Below are 17,717 nucleotides of genomic sequence, written 5' to 3'. Positions count from 1 at the left end.
GCCATGCGCGCCGACGATCTGGTGAAAAACCGCGAAGCGATAAAACGCGCGCTCGATTTCTATCTCTGCCCCGAACCCGCAAAACCGCACCCGCCCAGCGCGCTGTTCATGGTGGTGCCCAATGTCGATACCGAAAGCTTGTTGGCGCATGCCTGTGAGTCGCTGGCGTCAGCGAGTGCGATGGCGAGTAATTTCGCTGGCGAGTTGAGCGGGTTTCAGCGCAGCACGGCGTTGGCGATTCAGCAGATTGTCATGCTGGCCGAGCTAGCCGTGAATCGAGCGCTGGATCGGGTTGATCCGCAGACCTGACCTGCGACGGCGTTATCGTTCTTCGCGAGCAGGCTCGCTCCCACCGAAAGCACGCGGTCGACTGTGGGAGCGAGCCTGCTCGCGAAGGGGCCTTCAAGGGCTCCACCAGACTAATTCTTGCTCTCGATCTTCCCGCCCGCATCCGGATCGTAAAAATCCGGGATCTCGTACTGGTATTTCTTCAGCCAGCGCTGCATCGCCAGTTCGCGTTCGGTGGCTGTTGCACTCTGGGGTTTGGGTGAGGCGGCTTTGTTGCGGCTTTGCAGGACCAGCCAGCCTTCGGTTTCCTGCTGCTGCGCTGAAGCCGGGCCGGTGTCGATGGCGTGGGCGCCGAGGGGTAGGGTGAGCAGGGTCAGGTAGCACAGGCCTTTGCGGATGGTCATGGCTGTCTCCTATTCGAGCGTCGGCGGTAGGGGGTCGATGAAGGCGGCGACGCGGTCGCCGGGTGTGGCTTTGGCGTTGGTCGGGGCTTTGAGTTTTTCTGCGCGTTGCTGCGCTTCGGTGAATTGTTCCGGGGTCAGTTTCGAGCGGCTGACGACCTCTGCGGCTTGGGGCCAGTCGTTCTGGTAGAGCAGCAGGGTGACCATGTTCAGCGTCGCCAACTGATTGTTCTGGCTCAGCTCGATGGCGGTGAGGAATTCGAATTTCGCTTCGTTGAGGCGCAGTTGGTTGAGGTAGACCACGCCGAGGTCATTGCGGATTTTTTCGTCAGTGGGCGCCAGGCGTGCGGCGCGTTGCAGGTGGGCCTGGGCCTGGCCGTTGTCGCCACGGGCGGCGTAGACCTGGCCCAGGCCATGTTCGGCCTGGGCGGTGAGGCAGCCGCCGAGCAGGCTGCGGTAGAGCGGCTCGGCTTCGCTGCGACCGAGCAGGCGATAGACCTTGGCTTTGCGCAGGCGCACTTCGCTGAGGTTGTCCGGCAGGCTTTGCAGGTTGGCGAGGCTGGCGTGGAGCTTGCCGTCGCTGGCCAGATCATCGGCGAGGTTCAGCGACAGTTCCTGCTCCGACGTGAGTTTGCTGCAGCTGGACGGCGACAGCAGCGAGGTCCACGGCGCCTGGCCATCCGTGGCGCAGCCGCTGAGCAGCAACAGACTTGCCATGACTATCAGTACTTTCATCAAACGCTCTCCATGAGCCAAGGTCAGTTTGCGAACGCGCGAGCAATGGCGGTGAAGCCCGGGCCGGCCAGTACGATCAGCAGGGCCGGAAACAGAAACAGCATCATCACCACCGACATCTTCGCCGACATTTTCGAGATGTATTCCTGCAGCCGGGTCAGGCGTCGGTCATCGAGCAATTGCTTGAGCGCCAACAGCGATTTCATCGCGCCGCCGCCCTGGTGGATCAGTTGCTGGAGGATCACGCAGGTGTCGGTGAATTCGTCCACCGCGAGCATCACTGCGGTCTTGTTCAGCTCCTGCCCCAGCTCCAGACCGGAGTCGACGCGGCTGAGGATCAGGCGCAGTTCGCTGGTCAGTTCCGGCAGCAGTTTCTGCGCTTCGACGCTGAGCACGCGCAGCGCTTGTTCCACGGCCATGCCGGATTCGAAGAGGATGCGCAGCAGCGGAATGAATGTGGAAATTTCCACGGCGATGGTTTTCTGCCGGCGGGCGGCGGCGTAGGCGAGCAGGCGTTTGGGCAGTAGATAGCCGCCGCCTGCGGCGAACATCGGCGCCATCCAGCGGTGGCTGGTCTGCGGGAAAAACACTTCCTGCAAGAAGATCGCCAGCCCCACAGCGAGCAGCGGCGTGCCGATCTGGCAGGCGGCGAAGAGCGCGCGTTCGTTGGCGCGGCGCCAGCCGAGGCGGCCGAGCAGGGTCTGGGTTTCGCTGTCGATGCTCACTGAGCCCCGGCCGAAACGGCTGTTGCCCAGTGCGCGCAGCCAATGGCCGAAACGGTTTTCCCGGACCAATTGGCCATGCAAGCGCTGATGCACCTGTCGCACGCGGCGGCGCTCGGTGTGCAGGTGATTGCCCAGCAATAACAGCGAACCGAGGAGCAACAGCAACGCCGCGAGCCAGACCATTTCAAACGCTCCGCAACATGCGCCACAGCGCCATACTGCCCAGCACCTGCAACGCGGCGGCGCTGAGCAGCATGGTCTGGCCGCTTTCGTCGTGCCACATGCCGAGCATGTAGCCGGGGTTGGTCAGCATGAAGTAACTGACCAGAATCAACGGCAGCAAACCGAGCACCCAAGCGGTCATGCGCGTTTCCCCCGTCAACGCGCGCAACTGCCGCGCGCCCTGGTCGCGCTCGCGGATCAGTTTGATCAGGTTCTCCAACAGCTCACTGGCATTGCCGCCGTAGCGGTGATTGACCTTCAGGCCGAGGGCGAACATGCGCAATTCGTCCTGCTCGTAGAGCTCGGCAAAATCGCTGACCGCATCGGGCAGGTTCACCCCCAGTTGCACGTTGCGCTGCACCCGGCCCATGGCCGCTTTCAAGGGATCTTCACTGGCCTCGATGCCGCCCAGCACCGCATCGCTCAGCGTGCGCCCGGACTTTAGGCTGCGCACGGTATGGTCGAGCAGTTGCGGCAGTTGTTCGATCATGCGGCGGATCCGCCGTCGGTAGCGAATGGCGATGTACAGCCGCAACGCCACGGGCGGGACGATCATCATGATCAGCAGACCAACCCAGCTCCCGAGCAGAAATCCCAGGCCCATGGCCGCCGCCCACAGGCTCAGCCACAGGCCGAAGCGCTCGCTCGGCTGACCGAGGCCGGCACGCAAAAACATGCGCTCCAATCCCACCCATTTCGTCTGTTCCACGGCCAATTGCGGTTGCCCCGCAGCGAGTCGATTGAGGACTTTTTCCGTCGCGGTCTTGCGCAGGCCTTGCAGGAACAGATAGATCGACAGCCCGAGCAGCATCAGGCAAATGGCGATAAGAATGATCGGTCCCAGCATCTGCGTGCTCCTCGCCGTCAGCCCAGGTGAGCGTCTTGGCGCAGCTTGTCGCCGGCCGGGTTGACCGCTTCGCGCACAAAGCCGAACCCCGTGCGGCGGTCGAGGCGGAACAGGGTGTTGGTGACGTAGACGTCCTCGCGGATGCCGACTACTTCCACCACTTCGCTGACGCAGCGCCGGCCATCGGGCATGCGCGTCAGTTGAATGATCACGTCGAGGGCGGCGCAGATCATCTGGCGCAAGGTGCGTTCGGCGATCGAGCGCCCGGTCAGGCCGACCAGCGTCTCCAGGCGCAGCAACGCGTCCTGGGCATTGTTGGCATGCACGGTGCTCATCGAACCGTCGTGGCCGGTGTTCATCGCGGTGAGCACGTCGACCACTTCGACGCCTCGGATCTCGCCAAGAATGATCCGGTCGGGACGCATGCGCAGGGCGTTGCGAATCAGGTCGCTGGCCTTGACCTCGCCATGCCCCTCGGCATTCGGCGGACGGGTTTCCAGACGCACCACATGCGGATGGCCGAGTTGCAGTTCGGCGACGTCTTCGATGGTCACCAGCCGCTCGTGCGGGTTGATCAACTGGCTGAGGATGTTCAAGAGCGTGGTCTTGCCGGTGCCGGTGCCGCCACTGATCAGGATGTTGCAGCGCCTGCCCACGGCGTTCTGCAGAAACTCGAAAATCGCCAGATCGATGGTCTGCATCGCCATCAGGTCGGTGCTCTTGAGCATGTCCTTGCGGAACTTGCGGATCGACAGGCACGGGCCGTCGAGGGCGATCGGCGGGATGATCGCGTTGACCCGGCTACCATCGGGCAGGCGCGCATCGACCATCGGCGAGGACTCATCGAGGCGGCGCCCGAGCGGCGCAAGGATGCGCTGCATGACCCGCTCGACGTGATGCGCATCGATAAAACGCAGATCGCTCTGATGCAAAACGCCGTCGCGCTCGATGAACACCCGGTGCGGGCCGTTGACCAGAATTTCCGTCACCGACGGGTCACGCAGCAGGACTTCCAGTGGGCCGAAACCGGTGAGCTCGTCGACGATTTCCTCGCCGAGGCGCTCCATTTCGTAGCGCGAGATCGCCAGATGCAAACGCGCGATGTATTCGGCGACCTTGTCGGTGACGAACTGCGCCAGTTGCTGGCGCGAACCTTCCAGCAGGTTTTTCCCCGACTCCTCAATGGCGTCGATGATGTAGCGGTGCAGGACCAGTTTCAGGCCTTCGTGATCGCTGTTACCGATCGCTCCGCGTGGCGTCGCGCCAAAGAGTTTTTCTGCGCTCATGAGTGACCTCGCAGACGATCAAACCAGGTGACTTTCGGTTTGCTCAGGCCTTCGGAACGCTTGGCCAGACGTTCGCCGAGGGCGCGCAGGCTCTGGGTGAGTTTCTCTCGCGGCGCCAGTTCGAACAGACTCACGCCCTGGTTTTTCGCGTTCAGGCGCACATCGGGACTGAACGCCAGCACGGCGATGACTTCCAGATTGAAGGTCTTGCCCAGGGTATCGGCATCCGGCGCAACGTTGCTCAGGTAGCGATCGATCAGCAAGCGCCCGTGCTCGAGTTTCATGCCTTTCTCGCGCCACTGGTTGAGCACGGCGAGGTTGCGTCGGCAGTTGAGTACGTTCTGGTCGGTGTACCACAGCAGTTTGTCGCAATGGCTGACGAAGGTGCGCAATGCCTCACTGTCGGCCTGCCCGGTGAGGTTCACGACAATGTGCTGAAAGTGCTGGCGCAGGGCGCTGAGGAGCATGTACAGCTCGGCGGCACTGGTGGTTTCCAGCGGCTCGTCAGTGTTGGCGTAGGCAAGAATGCGCAGGCCGTGGTCGGCGCTGGTGAAAGCGCTGTCGATCAGCGTAGCGTCGAGCCGGCGCAGATGGCGCAGGGCGTCGCCGAAGTGAAACGAGCTCTCCAGCCCCAACAGCGCGAGGCTGTCGCCACGGGGCAGGCCAAGGTCGAGCAGCAAGGTTTGCTGGCCGCTCTTCTGCACCACCATGGCCATGTGATTGGCGAGCAAGGCACCGTCGGAACTGCTCTGCACGCCGTACATCACGGTAAGCCCGCCCAGCTGCGTGTTGGGAGTGACGGCGGGCAGGCGTTTGCCCAGGCGCCGCACCAGCCCGGCGACTTCGCTTGAACGTGAGCCATAGGCGACGAAATCCCGCGCGCCGGCGCGCATCGCATTGAGCACCAGTTGATTGTCCATGCCGTCGCCGAGGGCGACGATTGCCAGCATCGGCTTGGCTTCCAGCGCACCTTCGATCAGCGCACTTTGCGCCACGACATGCTCGCGATCGAGACCGACGAAGACCAGATTGGCGAACGTCACATCGACCAGTGCGAGCAGTTCGTCGAGGCTGCCGGCACCGGCGCTGACCACCTGGCCCAGTGGCGCGAGTGCGCTTTGCAGCCATTCCAGATCGGTGCTGTTGCGGGTGATGGCGAGGAAGGTCTGACTGAGATTCTGGCTCATTGCGATAACCCGCTGCGCTTGTCGAAGTTACCGTTCTCGAGGAAGAACATGCGATAGAAATTCGGGTCGTAATTGCGCAGCTTCTCTCCCGGCAACGACGGCAAACGCGCGTCCGCCGCCAATGGCTGGACCAGGTGCGGGGTGACGATCATCAGCAGTTCGCGCTCTTCGCGTTTGATTTGCGAACCCTTGAAAAACGCGCCGAGGATGGGAATGTCGCCCAGGCCTGGAAACTTGTTCACTTGCGAGCTGTTGGTGGTGCTGATCAAACCGCTGATGACGAAACTTTCGCCATCACCCAGCGACACGCTGGTGTCGGTGCGGCGGATGGTCAGCGCCGGAACGGTGGTGCCGGCGATGTTCACCGCGTTGGCGAAATCCAGTTCGCTGACCTCCGGGGCGACTTTCAAGGCGATGCGGTCGCGGCCGATGATGGTTGGCGTCAGGGTCAGGCGGATGCCGAATTCCTTGTACTCGATCGACACGCTGTCGCTGCCGGAACTGGGCACCGGAATCGGGATTTCCCCGCCGGCCAGGAAGCTCGCACTCTGCCCGTTCAACGCCACCAGACTCGGCCGCGCCAGGGTGTAGGCGAAGCCGCTGGTTTCCAGGGCGTTGATGATCGCCATGGTCTTGCCGCCGACCCAGGAGAAATTGAACAGCGAGTTATCCACTGGCAGGCGCGGCTGCGGCACGCCGTCGATCGGTGGCAGCGTGCCGGGCGAACCGAACAGGAAATTGCCGCGCGTGCCGATCAGCGACGCCGTGGCTTCCTTGAGTTTGGTGCGGCTGACTTCGACGAAGCGGATGTCGGTCTGCACTTGCGATGGCAGGGTCGGATCGTCCGACGGCACGCTGTTGGTCAGCGCCGTGGTCGCCGCGCCCTGGACAAAGACCATGGCTTGTTGCGGCTGCGCCGAGCAGGCCGTCCAGACCATCAGGCTGGTCGCGCCGGGGCCGACGCCCGTGAGCAAAAAGGACGAACCGCCATTGGCATGCACGTCGGCAATTTTTGGGTCGCCCACTGCCAGCCGAGTGATTGCCACCGGTGACTGCATGTCCTGCTGGAAGCCTTCACCGATTTCGATCACCGAGGGCAGGCGCGGCAGTGCCGAGCAGTTGCCCACCGCCGCGAAGGCGCTGTCCATCGTCAATCCCAACAACAGCAAGGCCCGGAGCGCCGGTTTCAATGTCGGTCTGAGTCGACTCTGCATGCACGTGAATCCTTGCGCAGTCATGGGGTTTGTTGGCTGATCTGGTTGCCGCGAATGATTTCCACCGCAGGCCTGGGCGCCGCGCTGGCACTGGCGGTGGCAGGTGTTTTTTGGGCGCTGCCCAGGGCGAGTTGAGTGAACTGGAAGAGCTGGCTGTTGGCGCGATCCAGATGCGCGGGCGATTGCGCTTCGCCGGCCCAGTATTTGGCCAGCCGCTGTTCTTCGCTGCTGCGCACCGCGAGGCGCAAGGTGCCGACTTGAGTGGCGAGCATCAGGCGGCTGAGCAGTTGTTCCGGCACCGCCAGCACCGCAGTCCGCGCGGCGATGCGGCGCTGGTCCTGTTTGAGTTTTTCTTCGGCGCTGAGGCTCGGCGATGCCGGTTGGCCGTCGTTGGTCAGGCCGTACTGATCACCGATCCCGAGCACGCGCAGGGCCGGAACGGCGATCTGCGCCGACTGCTGCAGATTGCTCGCGTCCTCGCGCAGATACAGCAGCACATCAACGTAATCGCCCGGCAGCAACTGCCCGGCGGCACCGATCACTTCATCGACGGCCACGGTCAGTGCGCGCTCGTCGCGGCGAATCATCCGCGCCAGCGCACCGCCAGCCTGGAAGCTTTCGTCATTGAGCCAGGTGCCGGCGCTGAGGTGGCGCCAAGGTGTGCGGCCGACTGCTTGTTCAATGCTGGTCAGGCTGCCGGCCGGCGCGCTGCGCAGTTTTTCCACGGTCACATCGGCGGCGGTCAACGGCGTGAACGGCGCTACATCGTGGAGCAGCACTACTACCGGTTGGCGGGTCTGGTCTTCGGCAATCGCGACAGTCTGTTCAATGCTGACCGCTGGGGCGACGGGCGCCTCGGCGACCGGGGCCGGCTGACGACTGAGCACCAGCCCCCAGTAACCGACAAAAACCGCGCCGAGCAACAGCAACGCGGCTAGGCCCATGGTGACGCGACTGTTCATGACGGCTCTCCCTTTCCTGCTGCACAACCGATTGCATTTGCTTGCGAAAGGCGGACTGCTTCGGCAGCTATGAACATGCAACTATTTCGCTATTTCCAAGCTAGCTGATCCAAGCAAAAGCGCCATTAATGACAGGCGAAATAACCGTACCAAAGTATGACTCTGGCCAGTTAACAGCCGGAAACGGCGGAAAAACGATGGGATTAATGCTTTGTGATTAATGCGTTCTTACAGTTGTTGGGCGGGGGTTTGTTGACAATGCTCAGGTGGCACGGTGGAACCTTGCCGCGGTGGTGATGTCGGCGCCAGAGGCGCGAAGGAGTGGACCTATGTTTCGTATGACTTTTGATTATGTGATCGCCAAGGCTCGCGCGTTTGCCCGCAGTGAAGAGGGTGCTTCGGCGATCGAGTATGCGATTGTGGTGGCGATGGTGGCGGTGGTGGTTGTGGCGTTCATTACGCCGATTGGAGATCGGATCCTGGCGATATTCAACAGCATTTTGAATGCACTTCCGGCGGCACCGGCTCCTTAAGCACCCTTCTATTTTTATGAACTCTGCACCTGGCTGATATCGCACTACACTGGATTTACCTTTCAGTATTCAGGTATTGCCTATGAACGCGTCTTCGTCGTCCCGCCAACAACTGCTTCTGGTTGATGATGAAGAAGACGCGTTGCTGGAGTTGGCGGAGTTGCTGGAGGGGGAGGGGTTTGTCTGTCACACCGCGACGTCGGTGAAGCTCGCGCTGCATCATCTGACCCGGCATCCGGATATTGCTCTGGTGATTACTGATCTGCGTATGCCGGAGGAGTCCGGCATGTCGTTGATCAGGCGGTTGCGTGAGCATACGTCGCGGGCGCATTTGCCGGTGATTGTGATGTCGGGGCATGCGGATATGGAGGATGTCAGCGATATGTTGCGGTTGCAGGTGCTGGATCTGTTTCGCAAGCCGATTTATCACGTTAGGTTGTTGGAGACTCTCGATAATTTGTTTCCCAAGCCTCGGGTTGGGGCTGGGTGAACTCGGCGGCCTTTGGGCCGACCGTGTTCTTGGGGGGTGGGGGAATACCCGTTGCTGCGGGTGTTGCGGCTGGCGGTTTCGCCCTTACGGCGACTTACTTTTTTACAAGCGCCTAAAAAAGTAAGCAAAAAACGCTTGCTCCTACGTTCGGCCCTCGCAGGCTCGGGTTCCTTCGCTCCGGGATCGATCCGGGCGCAGCGGCTACGGTTTGCTTCGCTGCACCTCCTTCCGCTGTGTCTGGCTGCGCCAGACGGTCGCTGCGCTCCCACGCCCGGATCAATCCCTCCACTCAGCCTTCCGACGTCGCCGGTGGATCAAAAGCACTCGAGCTAACGCTCATTGTTGAATGGGGCGGCTTCGCCGCGGGCAGCTGCGCTGCTTTGCTTTTGCTTTTGTGGGAGCGAGCCTGCTCGCGAAGGCGGCCCGACAGCCGACCTGGTCTTGAGGTAACACTCGATCCAACTGTAGGAGCCGCCGAAGGCTGCGATCTTTTGATCTGGCTCTTGATCTGGCTTTTGCTTTGCTTCGGCTTTTGATCTTTTGCCCCTTCGGCAGGCTTCGTTACGGGATCGATCCGGGTGTGGGAGCGCAGCGACCGTACGACGCAGTCGTACACAGCGGAAGGAGGTGCAGCGAAGCAAACCGTAGCCGCTGCGCCCGGATCGGTCCCGTAACGAAGGTACCCCGAGCTTTAGCGAGCGGGCCGTACGCCGGGGCAAAGCCTTTTGGGTTACCTTTTTGGCGTCTGAAAAAGGTGACTCGCTGTAAGAGCGAAACCGCCAGCGGCAACACCCGCAGCAACGGATATACACCCAAAACCTCAAGAGCCCGGTCGGCCCAAAGGCCGCCAAGGCCGCCAAAAAACAAAACCCCCAACAAACCAGAAGTCTGTCGGGGGTTTTGTTTGCCACGAGATTCCAGGCGTCTCGCAACGCCTGAAATCAGCTCAGCTTATTGGCAAGCTTCGCAATCCGGCTCGTCAATCGCGCAGGCCTTTGGCACTGGCGCCGGACCTGCCGGAGCGGCCAGAACCGAATCGTCGCCGTGGTTGCCGCCGCTGGAAACAGCGTTCAGCTTACCGGTGTTGATGGTCGACTTCTCGGTGCTGGTCGCGGCCAGGGCACGGAGGTAGTAGGTGGTTTTCAGACCACGGTACCAGGCCATGCGGTAGGTCACGTCGAGCTTCTTGCCCGATGCGCCGGCGATGTACAGGTTCAGCGACTGGGCCTGGTCGATCCACTTCTGACGACGGCTGGCGGCGTCAACGATCCACTTGGTGTCCACTTCGAACGCGGTCGCGTAGAGCTCTTTGAGTTCTTGCGGGATGCGCTCGATCTGCTGCACCGAACCGTCGTAGTACTTCAGGTCGTTGATCATGACCGAGTCCCACAGACCGCGAGCCTTCAGGTCGCGAACCAGGTACGGGTTGATCACGGTGAATTCGCCCGACAGGTTCGATTTCACGTACAGGTTCTGGTAGGTCGGTTCGATCGACTGCGAAACGCCAGTGATGTTGGCGATGGTCGCGGTCGGTGCGATGGCCATGATGTTCGAGTTACGGATGCCTTTCTGCACACGGGCGCGAACCGGTGCCCAGTCGAGGGTTTCCTTCAGGTCGACGTCGATGTACTTCTCGCCACGCTGTTCGATCAGGATCTGTTGCGAATCCAGCGGCAGGATGCCCTTGGACCACAGCGAACCGTTGAACGTCTCGTAGGCGCCGCGCTCGTCGGCCAGGTCGCAGGAAGCCTGGATCGCGTAGTAGCTGACCGCTTCCATCGACTTGTCGGCGAACTCGACGGCAGCGTCGGAGCCGTAGGCGATGTGCTGCAGGTAAAGAGCGTCCTGGAAGCCCATGATGCCCAGACCGACCGGACGGTGGCGGAAGTTGGAGTTCTTCGCTTGCGGCACCGAGTAGTAGTTGATGTCGATCACGTTATCGAGCATGCGCACGGCGGTGTTCACGGTGCGTTGCAGCTTGGCGGTATCGAGCTTGCCGTCGACGATGTGGTTCGGCAGGTTGATCGAGCCCAGGTTGCAAACGGCGATTTCGTCCTTGTTGGTGTTCAAGGTGATCTCGGTGCACAGGTTCGAGCTGTGGACCACGCCGACGTGCTGCTGCGGGCTGCGCAGGTTGCACGGGTCTTTGAAAGTCAGCCATGGGTGGCCGGTTTCGAAGAGCATGGACAGCATCTTGCGCCACAGGTCTTTGGCCTGGATGGTCTTGAACAGCTTGACCTTGCCCGGGTACTCGGTCAGCGCTTCGTAGTACTCGTAGCGCTCTTCGAAGGCTTTACCGGTCAGGTCGTGCAGGTCCGGTACTTCGGATGGCGAGAACAGGGTCCACTTGCCGTCATCGAAGACGCGCTTCATGAACAGGTCAGGGATCCAGTTGGCGGTGTTCATGTCGTGGGTACGACGACGATCGTCACCGGTGTTCTTGCGCAGCTCGATGAACTCTTCGATGTCCATGTGCCAGGTTTCCAGGTAGGCACACACAGCGCCTTTGCGCTTGCCACCCTGGTTCACGGCCACAGCGGTGTCGTTCACCACTTTGAGGAACGGCACAACGCCTTGCGACTTGCCGTTGGTGCCCTTGATGTAAGAACCCAGCGCACGAACAGGCGTCCAGTCGTTGCCCAGGCCGCCAGCAAATTTCGACAGCATGGCGTTGTCGTGGATCGCGTGATAGATGCCCGACAGGTCATCCGGCACGGTAGTCAGGTAGCAGCTCGACAGCTGTGGACGCAGGGTACCGGCGTTGAACAGGGTCGGGGTCGAAGCCATGTAGTCGAACGAGGACAGCAGGTTGTAGAACTCGATCGCACGGTCTTCTTTCTGCTTCTCTTCGATCGCCAGGCCCATGGCCACGCGCATGAAGAAGATCTGCGGCAGTTCGAAACGCACGCCATCCTTGTGGATGAAGTAGCGGTCGTACAGGGTCTGCAGGCCCAGGTAGGTGAATTGCTGATCGCGCTCGTGGTTGATCGCCTTGCCCAGTTTTTCCAGGTCGAAGGTAGCCAGCACAGGGTTCAGCAGTTCGAACTCGATACCTTTGGCGATGTACGCCGGCAGGGCCTTGGCGTACAGGTCGGCCATTTCGTGATGGGTGGCGCTTTCGGCGACTTCGAGGAAGTTCAGGCCTTCGGCACGCAGGGTGTCCATCAGCAGGCGGGCGGTAACGAACGAGTAGTTCGGCTCGCGCTCAACCAGGGTACGGGCGGTCATCACCAGCGCGGTGTTGACGTCGGTCAGGGCCACGCCGTCGTACAGGTTTTTCAGGGTTTCGCGCTGGATCAGGTCGCCGTCGACTTCTTCCAGGCCTTCGCAGGCTTCGGTAACGATGGTGTTCAGGCGGCCCATATCCAGCGGCGCGAGGCTGCCGTCGGCGCGGGTGATGCGGATCGACGGGTGCGCGTTGACTGCTGCTTCGGCAGGAGCGTGAGCTGCGCGCTCTTTCGAACGGCCGTCACGGTAGATCACGTAGTCGCGTGCAACTTTCTGCTCACCGGCACGCATCAGGGCCAGTTCGACCTGGTCCTGGATTTCTTCGATGTGGATGGTGCCGCCCGATGGCATGCGACGCTTGAAGGTCGCGGTGACCTGTTCGGTCAGGCGCGCAACGGTGTCGTGGATTCGCGACGAGGCGGCAGCGGTGCCGCCTTCAACTGCGAGGAACGCTTTGGTGATAGCGACGGTGATCTTGTCATCGGTGTAAGGAACGACAGTGCCATTACGCTTGATCACGCGCAGCTGGCCAGGCGCGGTGGCTGCCAGATCCGAAGTCGAATCGGCGGCCTGCGGCAAGGTGCCCTGCGGGTTCTCGCGAGTTGTGTCGGTTTGCATGGGGGGTGGTCTCCACATTCTCTATGTTTGTTTGGCACCGTCATGGTGCTCACCGTTCTGTACCGAAGCACTGCAACCGACGGGCGTCGGCATTACAAACTTCGGAACAGTAGGAAAAAGGCTGCAACGCCGCATCCTTGCCGAAGTTTTGGTTACGAGCCGAAGCTCGCCACCGGATTCCTTCGCGGGTGGCAGTCATGACTGCAACACCCATACCGTTTTGTCCGTTTCGGACCAAATAAAACGGTGCCATCCGCCAGTGCGGTTTGGGCTTGAAAAAACTCGCTTGTTCTACCGGAAACTGGCCATAAAGCACTTGAGTTTCAGGTCTGAAATGTGGTTGGGCGTTTTAGGTGAAAACCCTATATGTAGGGTCTCTGTTTTCGCCGTGCTACAAGATAATGCGTTTCAGGGGGGGATTGCAACGTACTACCTGTGGATAAGCCTGTGCGTAATTTGTGTAAGAAACAGCGAAAACGCGTGTAGGCCGCGAACCTGCTGAGCCAGACCGTTTGTCACTGTTTTTTTGCCTGGAAAAACGCTTCAGCGGTTTTTTAAGGGCGCGAACCCTATCACAGAATTCCGCCTTGTCCGAACGCATTTACCGACTTGTTTTCCGGGTGACCGGCGTTTATACAATCGCTGGGTGCATGGGCATTTTTATCCTCCTGAAACATGACAGATGATCGGGAGGTATACGCAGGATTGTGGGAGCGAGCCTGCTCGCGAATCGGTTGACCACTGAGCATTCAGGTTGGAGCAACAGACGCTTTCGCGAGCAGGCTCGCTCCCACAGGTTTTGTCCGTGTCAGGCGATTGTCTTTCTTCTTTTAATAAAAACAGCAAGCAGAGGTCACCGGTGGAGCAACAAACCTGGCAGGTATTGATCGTCGAGGATGACCAGCGACTGGCCGAGCTCACCCGCGATTACCTGCAAGCCAATGGCCTGCGCGTGGAGATCGAAGGCAACGGTGCGCTGGCGGCGGCGCGGATCATCAAGGAGCAGCCGGATCTGGTGATCCTCGATCTGATGCTGCCCGGCGAGGACGGCCTGAGCATCTGCCGCAAGGTGCGCAGCCAGTATGACGGGCCGATCCTGATGCTCACCGCGCGCACCGATGACGCTGATCAGATCCACGGCCTCGACCTCGGTGCCGACGACTACGTATGCAAACCGGTGCGTCCGCGCTTGTTGCTGGCGCGGATCCAGGCGTTGCTGCGCCGCAGTGACACACCGGAACCGGTCGCGGAAAAATCCCGACGTTTGCAATTCGGTCCACTGGTGGTCGACAACGCGTTACGTGAAGCCTGGCTGAGCGACAACGGCATCGAGCTGACCAGCGCCGAGTTCGACCTGCTGTGGCTGCTGGTGTCCAACGCCGGGCGGATACTTTCCCGGGAAGAAATCTTCACTGCCCTGCGCGGCATCGGCTACGACGGCCAGGACCGCTCGATCGACGTGCGCATCTCGCGTATCCGCCCGAAAATCGGCGACGACCCCGACCATCCGCGCCTGATCAAGACCATCCGCAGCAAAGGCTACCTGTTCGTTCCGGAAGCCTGCGCAGACCTGGCGCTGTGAATTCGATCTTCCTGCGCATCTACGGCGGCATGTGCGCCGCGCTGATTCTGGTGGCGGTGCTCGGCGTGCTGGCGCTGAACCTGCTCAATCAGGTGCGCAGCGAGCAATACCGCGAGCGCCTGGCCCACGGCACCTTCTCGCTGATGGCCGACAACCTGCAACCGATGAATCAGACCGAACGCCATCGCGCGTTGCTGGTGTGGGAGCGGCTGCTTGGTATACCGCTGACACTGAAGAAATTCGCCGAAACCGACCTTGATCTGGCCCAGCGCACCCGTGTGCTGCGCGGTCAGGCGCTGGTCGAGCAGACCGGGCCTCACGCGGCCAAGGTCTATCGGCTGATCAGCGAAAAAGAGCAAATGATGCTGGTGGGCGAGGTGCAGCAGATCAGCGAGCAACTGGCCCGGGCGACCATTTACCTGCTGGCCGATGAACTGGTGCGGGTACCGGTCGGCGAACAGCCCAAGCGTCTGGCGCAGATAAAACAGGAAAAGGGCTTTGGCTTCGATCTGCGTCTGGTCACGGTAAATGACGCCGACATGGACGAAGACCAGAGCCGCCGCGTGGCCGAGGGCGATACGGTGATGGCGCTGGGCAAGGGCGGCGATTCGATCCGCGTCTTCGCCGGTATGGTCGGCACGCCGTGGGTGCTGGAAATCGGCCCGCTGTATCAGATGAATCCGTACCCGCCGGAATGGCTGGTATTGATTGCCGCGCTCGGTCTGACCCTGATCGGTCTTATCGTTTATCTGTTGGTGCGTCAGCTCGAGCGACGTTTGCGCGGCCTCGAAGCAGCGGCCACGCGCATCGCCAAGGGCAGCCTGGAAACCCGTGTGCCGGCGCGCGGTGCCGACTCGGTCGGGCGGCTGGCATCGGCGTTCAACGGCATGGCCGAGCACTTGCAACAGTTGCTGGCGATCCAGCGTGAACTGGTGCGCGCGGTTTCTCATGAACTGCGTACTCCAGTGGCGCGGCTGCGTTTCGGGCTGGAAATGATCGGCACGGCGACCACTCCGCAAGCGCTGGAAAAATACCGCGAAGGCATGGATCACGACATCGAAGACCTCGATAAACTGGTCGACGAGATGCTCACTTACGCACGGCTGGAGCAGGGCTCGCCGGCGCTGACCTTCCAGCGCATCGATCTGGATGCGCTGGTCAATCAGGTGATCGAAGAATTGGCGCCGCTGCGCGCCGAGGTCACGGTGCAGCGCGGTTTGTGTCTGTCATCGGCCGACAACGACGGCGCGTGGGTAGAGGCCGAGCCGCGCTATTTGCATCGGGCGCTGCAGAATCTGGTGGGCAACGCGATGCGCCATGCGCATTCACAAGTGACGGTAAGTTATCAGGTCGGCCAGTTGCGTTGCCGGATCGACGTCGAGGACGACGGACCGGGCGTGCCGGAAGTGGCGTGGGAGCGGATCTTCACGCCGTTTCTGCGCTTGGACGATAGCCGCACGCGGGCCTCGGGCGGGCATGGTCTGGGCTTGTCGATTGTGCGGCGGATCATTCACTGGCACGACGGGCGCGCGATCATTGGCAAGAGCAAGAGTCTGGGTGGGGCCTGTTTCAGTCTGAGCTGGCCGAGGAATCAGGAGCGCCGCTGAGATTCGGGATACCGCCTTCGCGAGCAGGCTCGCTCCCACATTTGAAATGCAATCCCCTGTGGGAGCGAGCCTGCTCGCGAAGGCGCCACAACAGGCAATGCAAAACTTCAGGCAGGAATGCTGACCAGACTCAACAACTGCCCATCCTGCACTGCAAACTGCGCCTCCAGCTCCGATCCGTTGCGCCATTCGCTCGACAAATCAGTCAGCAACCGCAGCCTGACCTGACCCGCCGCAGTCCATTCCAGCACTTCGGCATGCTCGAAATAAAAGCGCTGCTGCACGATCGGGTACAGCGCTTTGAATAAACTCTCTTTCACCGAAAACGTCAGGGTCACCCGCAGCGCCAGTTGCTCCTGAGAACCCGCCGCCATGCGCTGCAGTTCCGCTGGCGTGAGAATTTCCCCGGCCAGGCGTTCAGCGCGCTCGTGGCTCAACAGGTTTTCCAGATCCATGCCCAAGCCGCGCCAGTGCTGTTTGTTGGCGACAATCGCCGCCGCGCGGCCAGTGCTGTGGGTGATTGAGCCGCAGATGTGCGCCGGCCACACCGGCGCGCGGTCTTCGCCAATCGGCGGGACGATATTCAGGCCTTCGAGTTGTTGCAGCGCGGCCCGCGCGCAGATGCGTCCAGCGAGAAACTCGGCCTGGCGCTTGGCCACCGAGCGCTGAATGCTCGGCGGCGCCAGCACAGCGCTGCGCTGGAAGTCATCGCCAAGCAGGCGTGCCGGGTCGAAGTGGGTACTGAGCAGCACGGTATCGGCCAGGACCGTCGGCAACGGCCAATGGCTGTCGAGCGCAGTGCAGCAGGCGGGCAGGGTGGGGGTGGTATGCATGGCGGGCATTTTGCCGGTTAGTCGGGGCGAGGTCGAGATCGGCGGTGAAGCCTTCGCGAGCAGGCTCGCTCCCACAAGGGATCTTCTGGGCGACAGATATCCGGTGTGGGAGCGAGCCTGCTCGCGAAAGCCGCGCCTCGGTCGTTACTGACTCAACCGAAAATCTTCTTGAAGAACGCCTGCATATCCGCCCACGACTTCTCGTCCGCCGCCTTGTTGTAACCAATGTCCGGCCCGCCATGCTCGCCATGGCTCAGGCGATCGGCATCCGGATTGCTGAAACCATGCTTGGCGCCATCCAGACTGACGAACTGGTAGTCCGCCCCGGCCTTGTCCATCTCCGACTTGAACGCGGTGACGTGGTCCTGAGTGACCATGCTGTCCAGCGCACCGTGCTCGACGAGGATTTTCGCCTTCACACTGCCCGGAGTCGCCGGGGTCTTGGTTGCCAGCGCGCCATGGAAACTCACCACGCCGGCCAGCGGCACACCCTGACGCGCCGCATTCAGCACCACGGCGCCACCGAAGCAATAGCCGATGGCGGCGATCCTGTTCGGGTCGGTCTGCTTTTGCTTCTTCAACAGATCGAGCCCGGCGGCGAAGCGCTTGCTCGCCGCATCGGCGTCCTTGGTCGCTGCCTGCATGAAGGCCATGGCGTCTTTCGGGTGCTCGGTGTTCTTGCCTTCGCCGTACATATCGATGGCCAGCGCGCTGTAGCCAAGTCCGGCAAGATCCCGCGCGCGGCGCTTGGCGTAATCGTTCAGCCCCCACCATTCGTGGACCACGACAACGCCGGGGCGTGGGCCTTTGATCGCGTCGTCGTAGGCGTAGTAGCCGATCAGTTGGCTGCCGTCGGCGCTTTGGTAGGGGATTTCTTCAGTCTTGATCGCAGCCTGGGTGAAGCTGCTGACTGCCAGCAAAGTGAGGGCGAGGAACAGGCGCATGGTCGGGTCTCCTTA

At 61.5% G+C, this 17,717-nt stretch carries 16 protein-coding genes; 5 read left to right on the top strand and 11 right to left on the bottom strand.

Annotated features, from left to right (window positions below):
- A partial coding sequence (locus tag D8U61_RS12590; protein WP_130927038.1) for a DUF6124 family protein occupies nucleotides 1–309 on the top strand: 309 nt, incomplete at its 5' end.
- 110 nt (nucleotides 310–419) lie between these two features.
- On the opposite strand, the gene D8U61_RS12585 is transcribed toward D8U61_RS12590, so the two are convergent.
- From D8U61_RS12585 to cpaB, 8 genes are read right to left on the bottom strand one after another with little or no spacing between them, the layout of a single operon-like run.
- On the bottom strand, nucleotides 420–692 hold the full coding sequence (locus D8U61_RS12585; protein ID WP_130927037.1) for a DUF3613 domain-containing protein: 273 nt from the start codon (nucleotides 690–692) through the stop codon (nucleotides 420–422).
- A 9-nt stretch (nucleotides 693–701) separates the two neighbouring features.
- Nucleotides 702–1,424, bottom strand: coding sequence for a tetratricopeptide repeat protein (locus D8U61_RS12580; RefSeq protein ID WP_073471815.1), 723 nt, complete (start codon nucleotides 1,422–1,424; stop codon nucleotides 702–704).
- Nucleotides 1,425–1,447: 23 nt separating this feature from the next.
- Complete coding sequence (locus tag D8U61_RS12575) at nucleotides 1,448–2,332, bottom strand: type II secretion system F family protein (RefSeq protein ID WP_130927036.1); 885 nt, start codon at nucleotides 2,330–2,332, stop codon at nucleotides 1,448–1,450.
- Nucleotide 2,333: 1 nt separating this feature from the next.
- The gene (locus D8U61_RS12570; RefSeq protein ID WP_130927035.1) at nucleotides 2,334–3,218 is read right to left on the bottom strand and encodes a type II secretion system F family protein; all 885 of its coding nucleotides are present in this window, start codon (nucleotides 3,216–3,218) and stop codon (nucleotides 2,334–2,336) included.
- A gap of 17 nt (nucleotides 3,219–3,235) precedes the next feature.
- Nucleotides 3,236–4,504, bottom strand: coding sequence for a CpaF family protein (locus D8U61_RS12565; protein ID WP_039763729.1), 1,269 nt, complete (start codon nucleotides 4,502–4,504; stop codon nucleotides 3,236–3,238).
- Complete coding sequence (locus tag D8U61_RS12560) at nucleotides 4,501–5,691, bottom strand: pilus assembly protein (RefSeq protein WP_130927034.1); 1,191 nt, start codon at nucleotides 5,689–5,691, stop codon at nucleotides 4,501–4,503. The genes D8U61_RS12565 and D8U61_RS12560 overlap by 4 nt, the downstream gene beginning before the upstream one ends.
- Nucleotides 5,688–6,905 (bottom strand): type II and III secretion system protein family protein, encoded by a 1,218-nt coding sequence (locus D8U61_RS12555; RefSeq protein WP_130927033.1) that lies wholly within the window; start codon nucleotides 6,903–6,905, stop codon nucleotides 5,688–5,690. The genes D8U61_RS12560 and D8U61_RS12555 overlap by 4 nt, the downstream gene beginning before the upstream one ends.
- Nucleotides 6,906–6,925: 20 nt before the next feature.
- Nucleotides 6,926–7,867: a Flp pilus assembly protein CpaB gene (cpaB, locus tag D8U61_RS12550; protein WP_130927032.1), complete on the bottom strand. Its 942-nt coding sequence runs from the start codon at nucleotides 7,865–7,867 to the stop codon at nucleotides 6,926–6,928.
- Between the two features lie 338 nt (nucleotides 7,868–8,205).
- Here cpaB and D8U61_RS12545 point away from each other — a divergent pair, with 338 nt between their 5' ends.
- Together D8U61_RS12545 and D8U61_RS12540 are read left to right on the top strand one after the other, a co-directional pair.
- Nucleotides 8,206–8,400 carry a Flp family type IVb pilin gene (locus D8U61_RS12545; RefSeq protein WP_051600590.1) on the top strand — a complete coding sequence of 65 codons (195 nt, stop codon included), beginning with the start codon at nucleotides 8,206–8,208 and terminating at the stop codon, nucleotides 8,398–8,400.
- Nucleotides 8,401–8,482: 82 nt separating this feature from the next.
- Complete coding sequence (locus D8U61_RS12540) at nucleotides 8,483–8,890, top strand: response regulator (protein WP_130927031.1); 408 nt, start codon at nucleotides 8,483–8,485, stop codon at nucleotides 8,888–8,890.
- A gap of 951 nt (nucleotides 8,891–9,841) precedes the next feature.
- On the opposite strand, the gene D8U61_RS12535 is transcribed toward D8U61_RS12540, so the two are convergent.
- Nucleotides 9,842–12,736, bottom strand: coding sequence for a ribonucleoside-diphosphate reductase subunit alpha (locus tag D8U61_RS12535; protein WP_024013986.1), 2,895 nt, complete (start codon nucleotides 12,734–12,736; stop codon nucleotides 9,842–9,844).
- Between the two features lie 859 nt (nucleotides 12,737–13,595).
- On the opposite strand from D8U61_RS12535, the gene D8U61_RS12530 reads away from it, so the two are divergent.
- Nucleotides 13,596–14,318: a response regulator gene (locus D8U61_RS12530; RefSeq protein ID WP_056788095.1), complete on the top strand. Its 723-nt coding sequence runs from the start codon at nucleotides 13,596–13,598 to the stop codon at nucleotides 14,316–14,318.
- Entirely contained in the window at nucleotides 14,315–15,925 is a 1,611-nt protein-coding gene (locus D8U61_RS12525) for an ATP-binding protein (protein WP_130927030.1), read from the top strand. Before D8U61_RS12530 ends, D8U61_RS12525 begins: the two co-directional genes overlap by 4 nt.
- 107 nt (nucleotides 15,926–16,032) lie before the next feature.
- On the opposite strand, the gene D8U61_RS12520 is transcribed toward D8U61_RS12525, so the two are convergent.
- Both D8U61_RS12520 and D8U61_RS12515 read right to left on the bottom strand, forming a co-directional pair.
- On the bottom strand, nucleotides 16,033–16,758 hold the full coding sequence (locus D8U61_RS12520) for a 4'-phosphopantetheinyl transferase superfamily protein (protein WP_130927029.1): 726 nt from the start codon (nucleotides 16,756–16,758) through the stop codon (nucleotides 16,033–16,035).
- Between the two features lie 152 nt (nucleotides 16,759–16,910).
- A complete protein-coding gene (locus tag D8U61_RS12515; protein WP_122611656.1) occupies nucleotides 16,911–17,702 on the bottom strand; it encodes a dienelactone hydrolase family protein in 792 nt (263 codons plus the stop codon).
- Nucleotides 17,703–17,717: the final 15 nt, after the last annotated feature.

The sequence above is a fragment of the Pseudomonas sp. Sample_14 genome (assembly GCF_004307515.1).
GTDB lineage: Bacteria > Pseudomonadota > Gammaproteobacteria > Pseudomonadales > Pseudomonadaceae > Aquipseudomonas > Aquipseudomonas atacamensis.
Note: the sequence above shows the minus strand (reverse complement) of the source record. Positions and strands in the feature narration are given on the sequence as shown.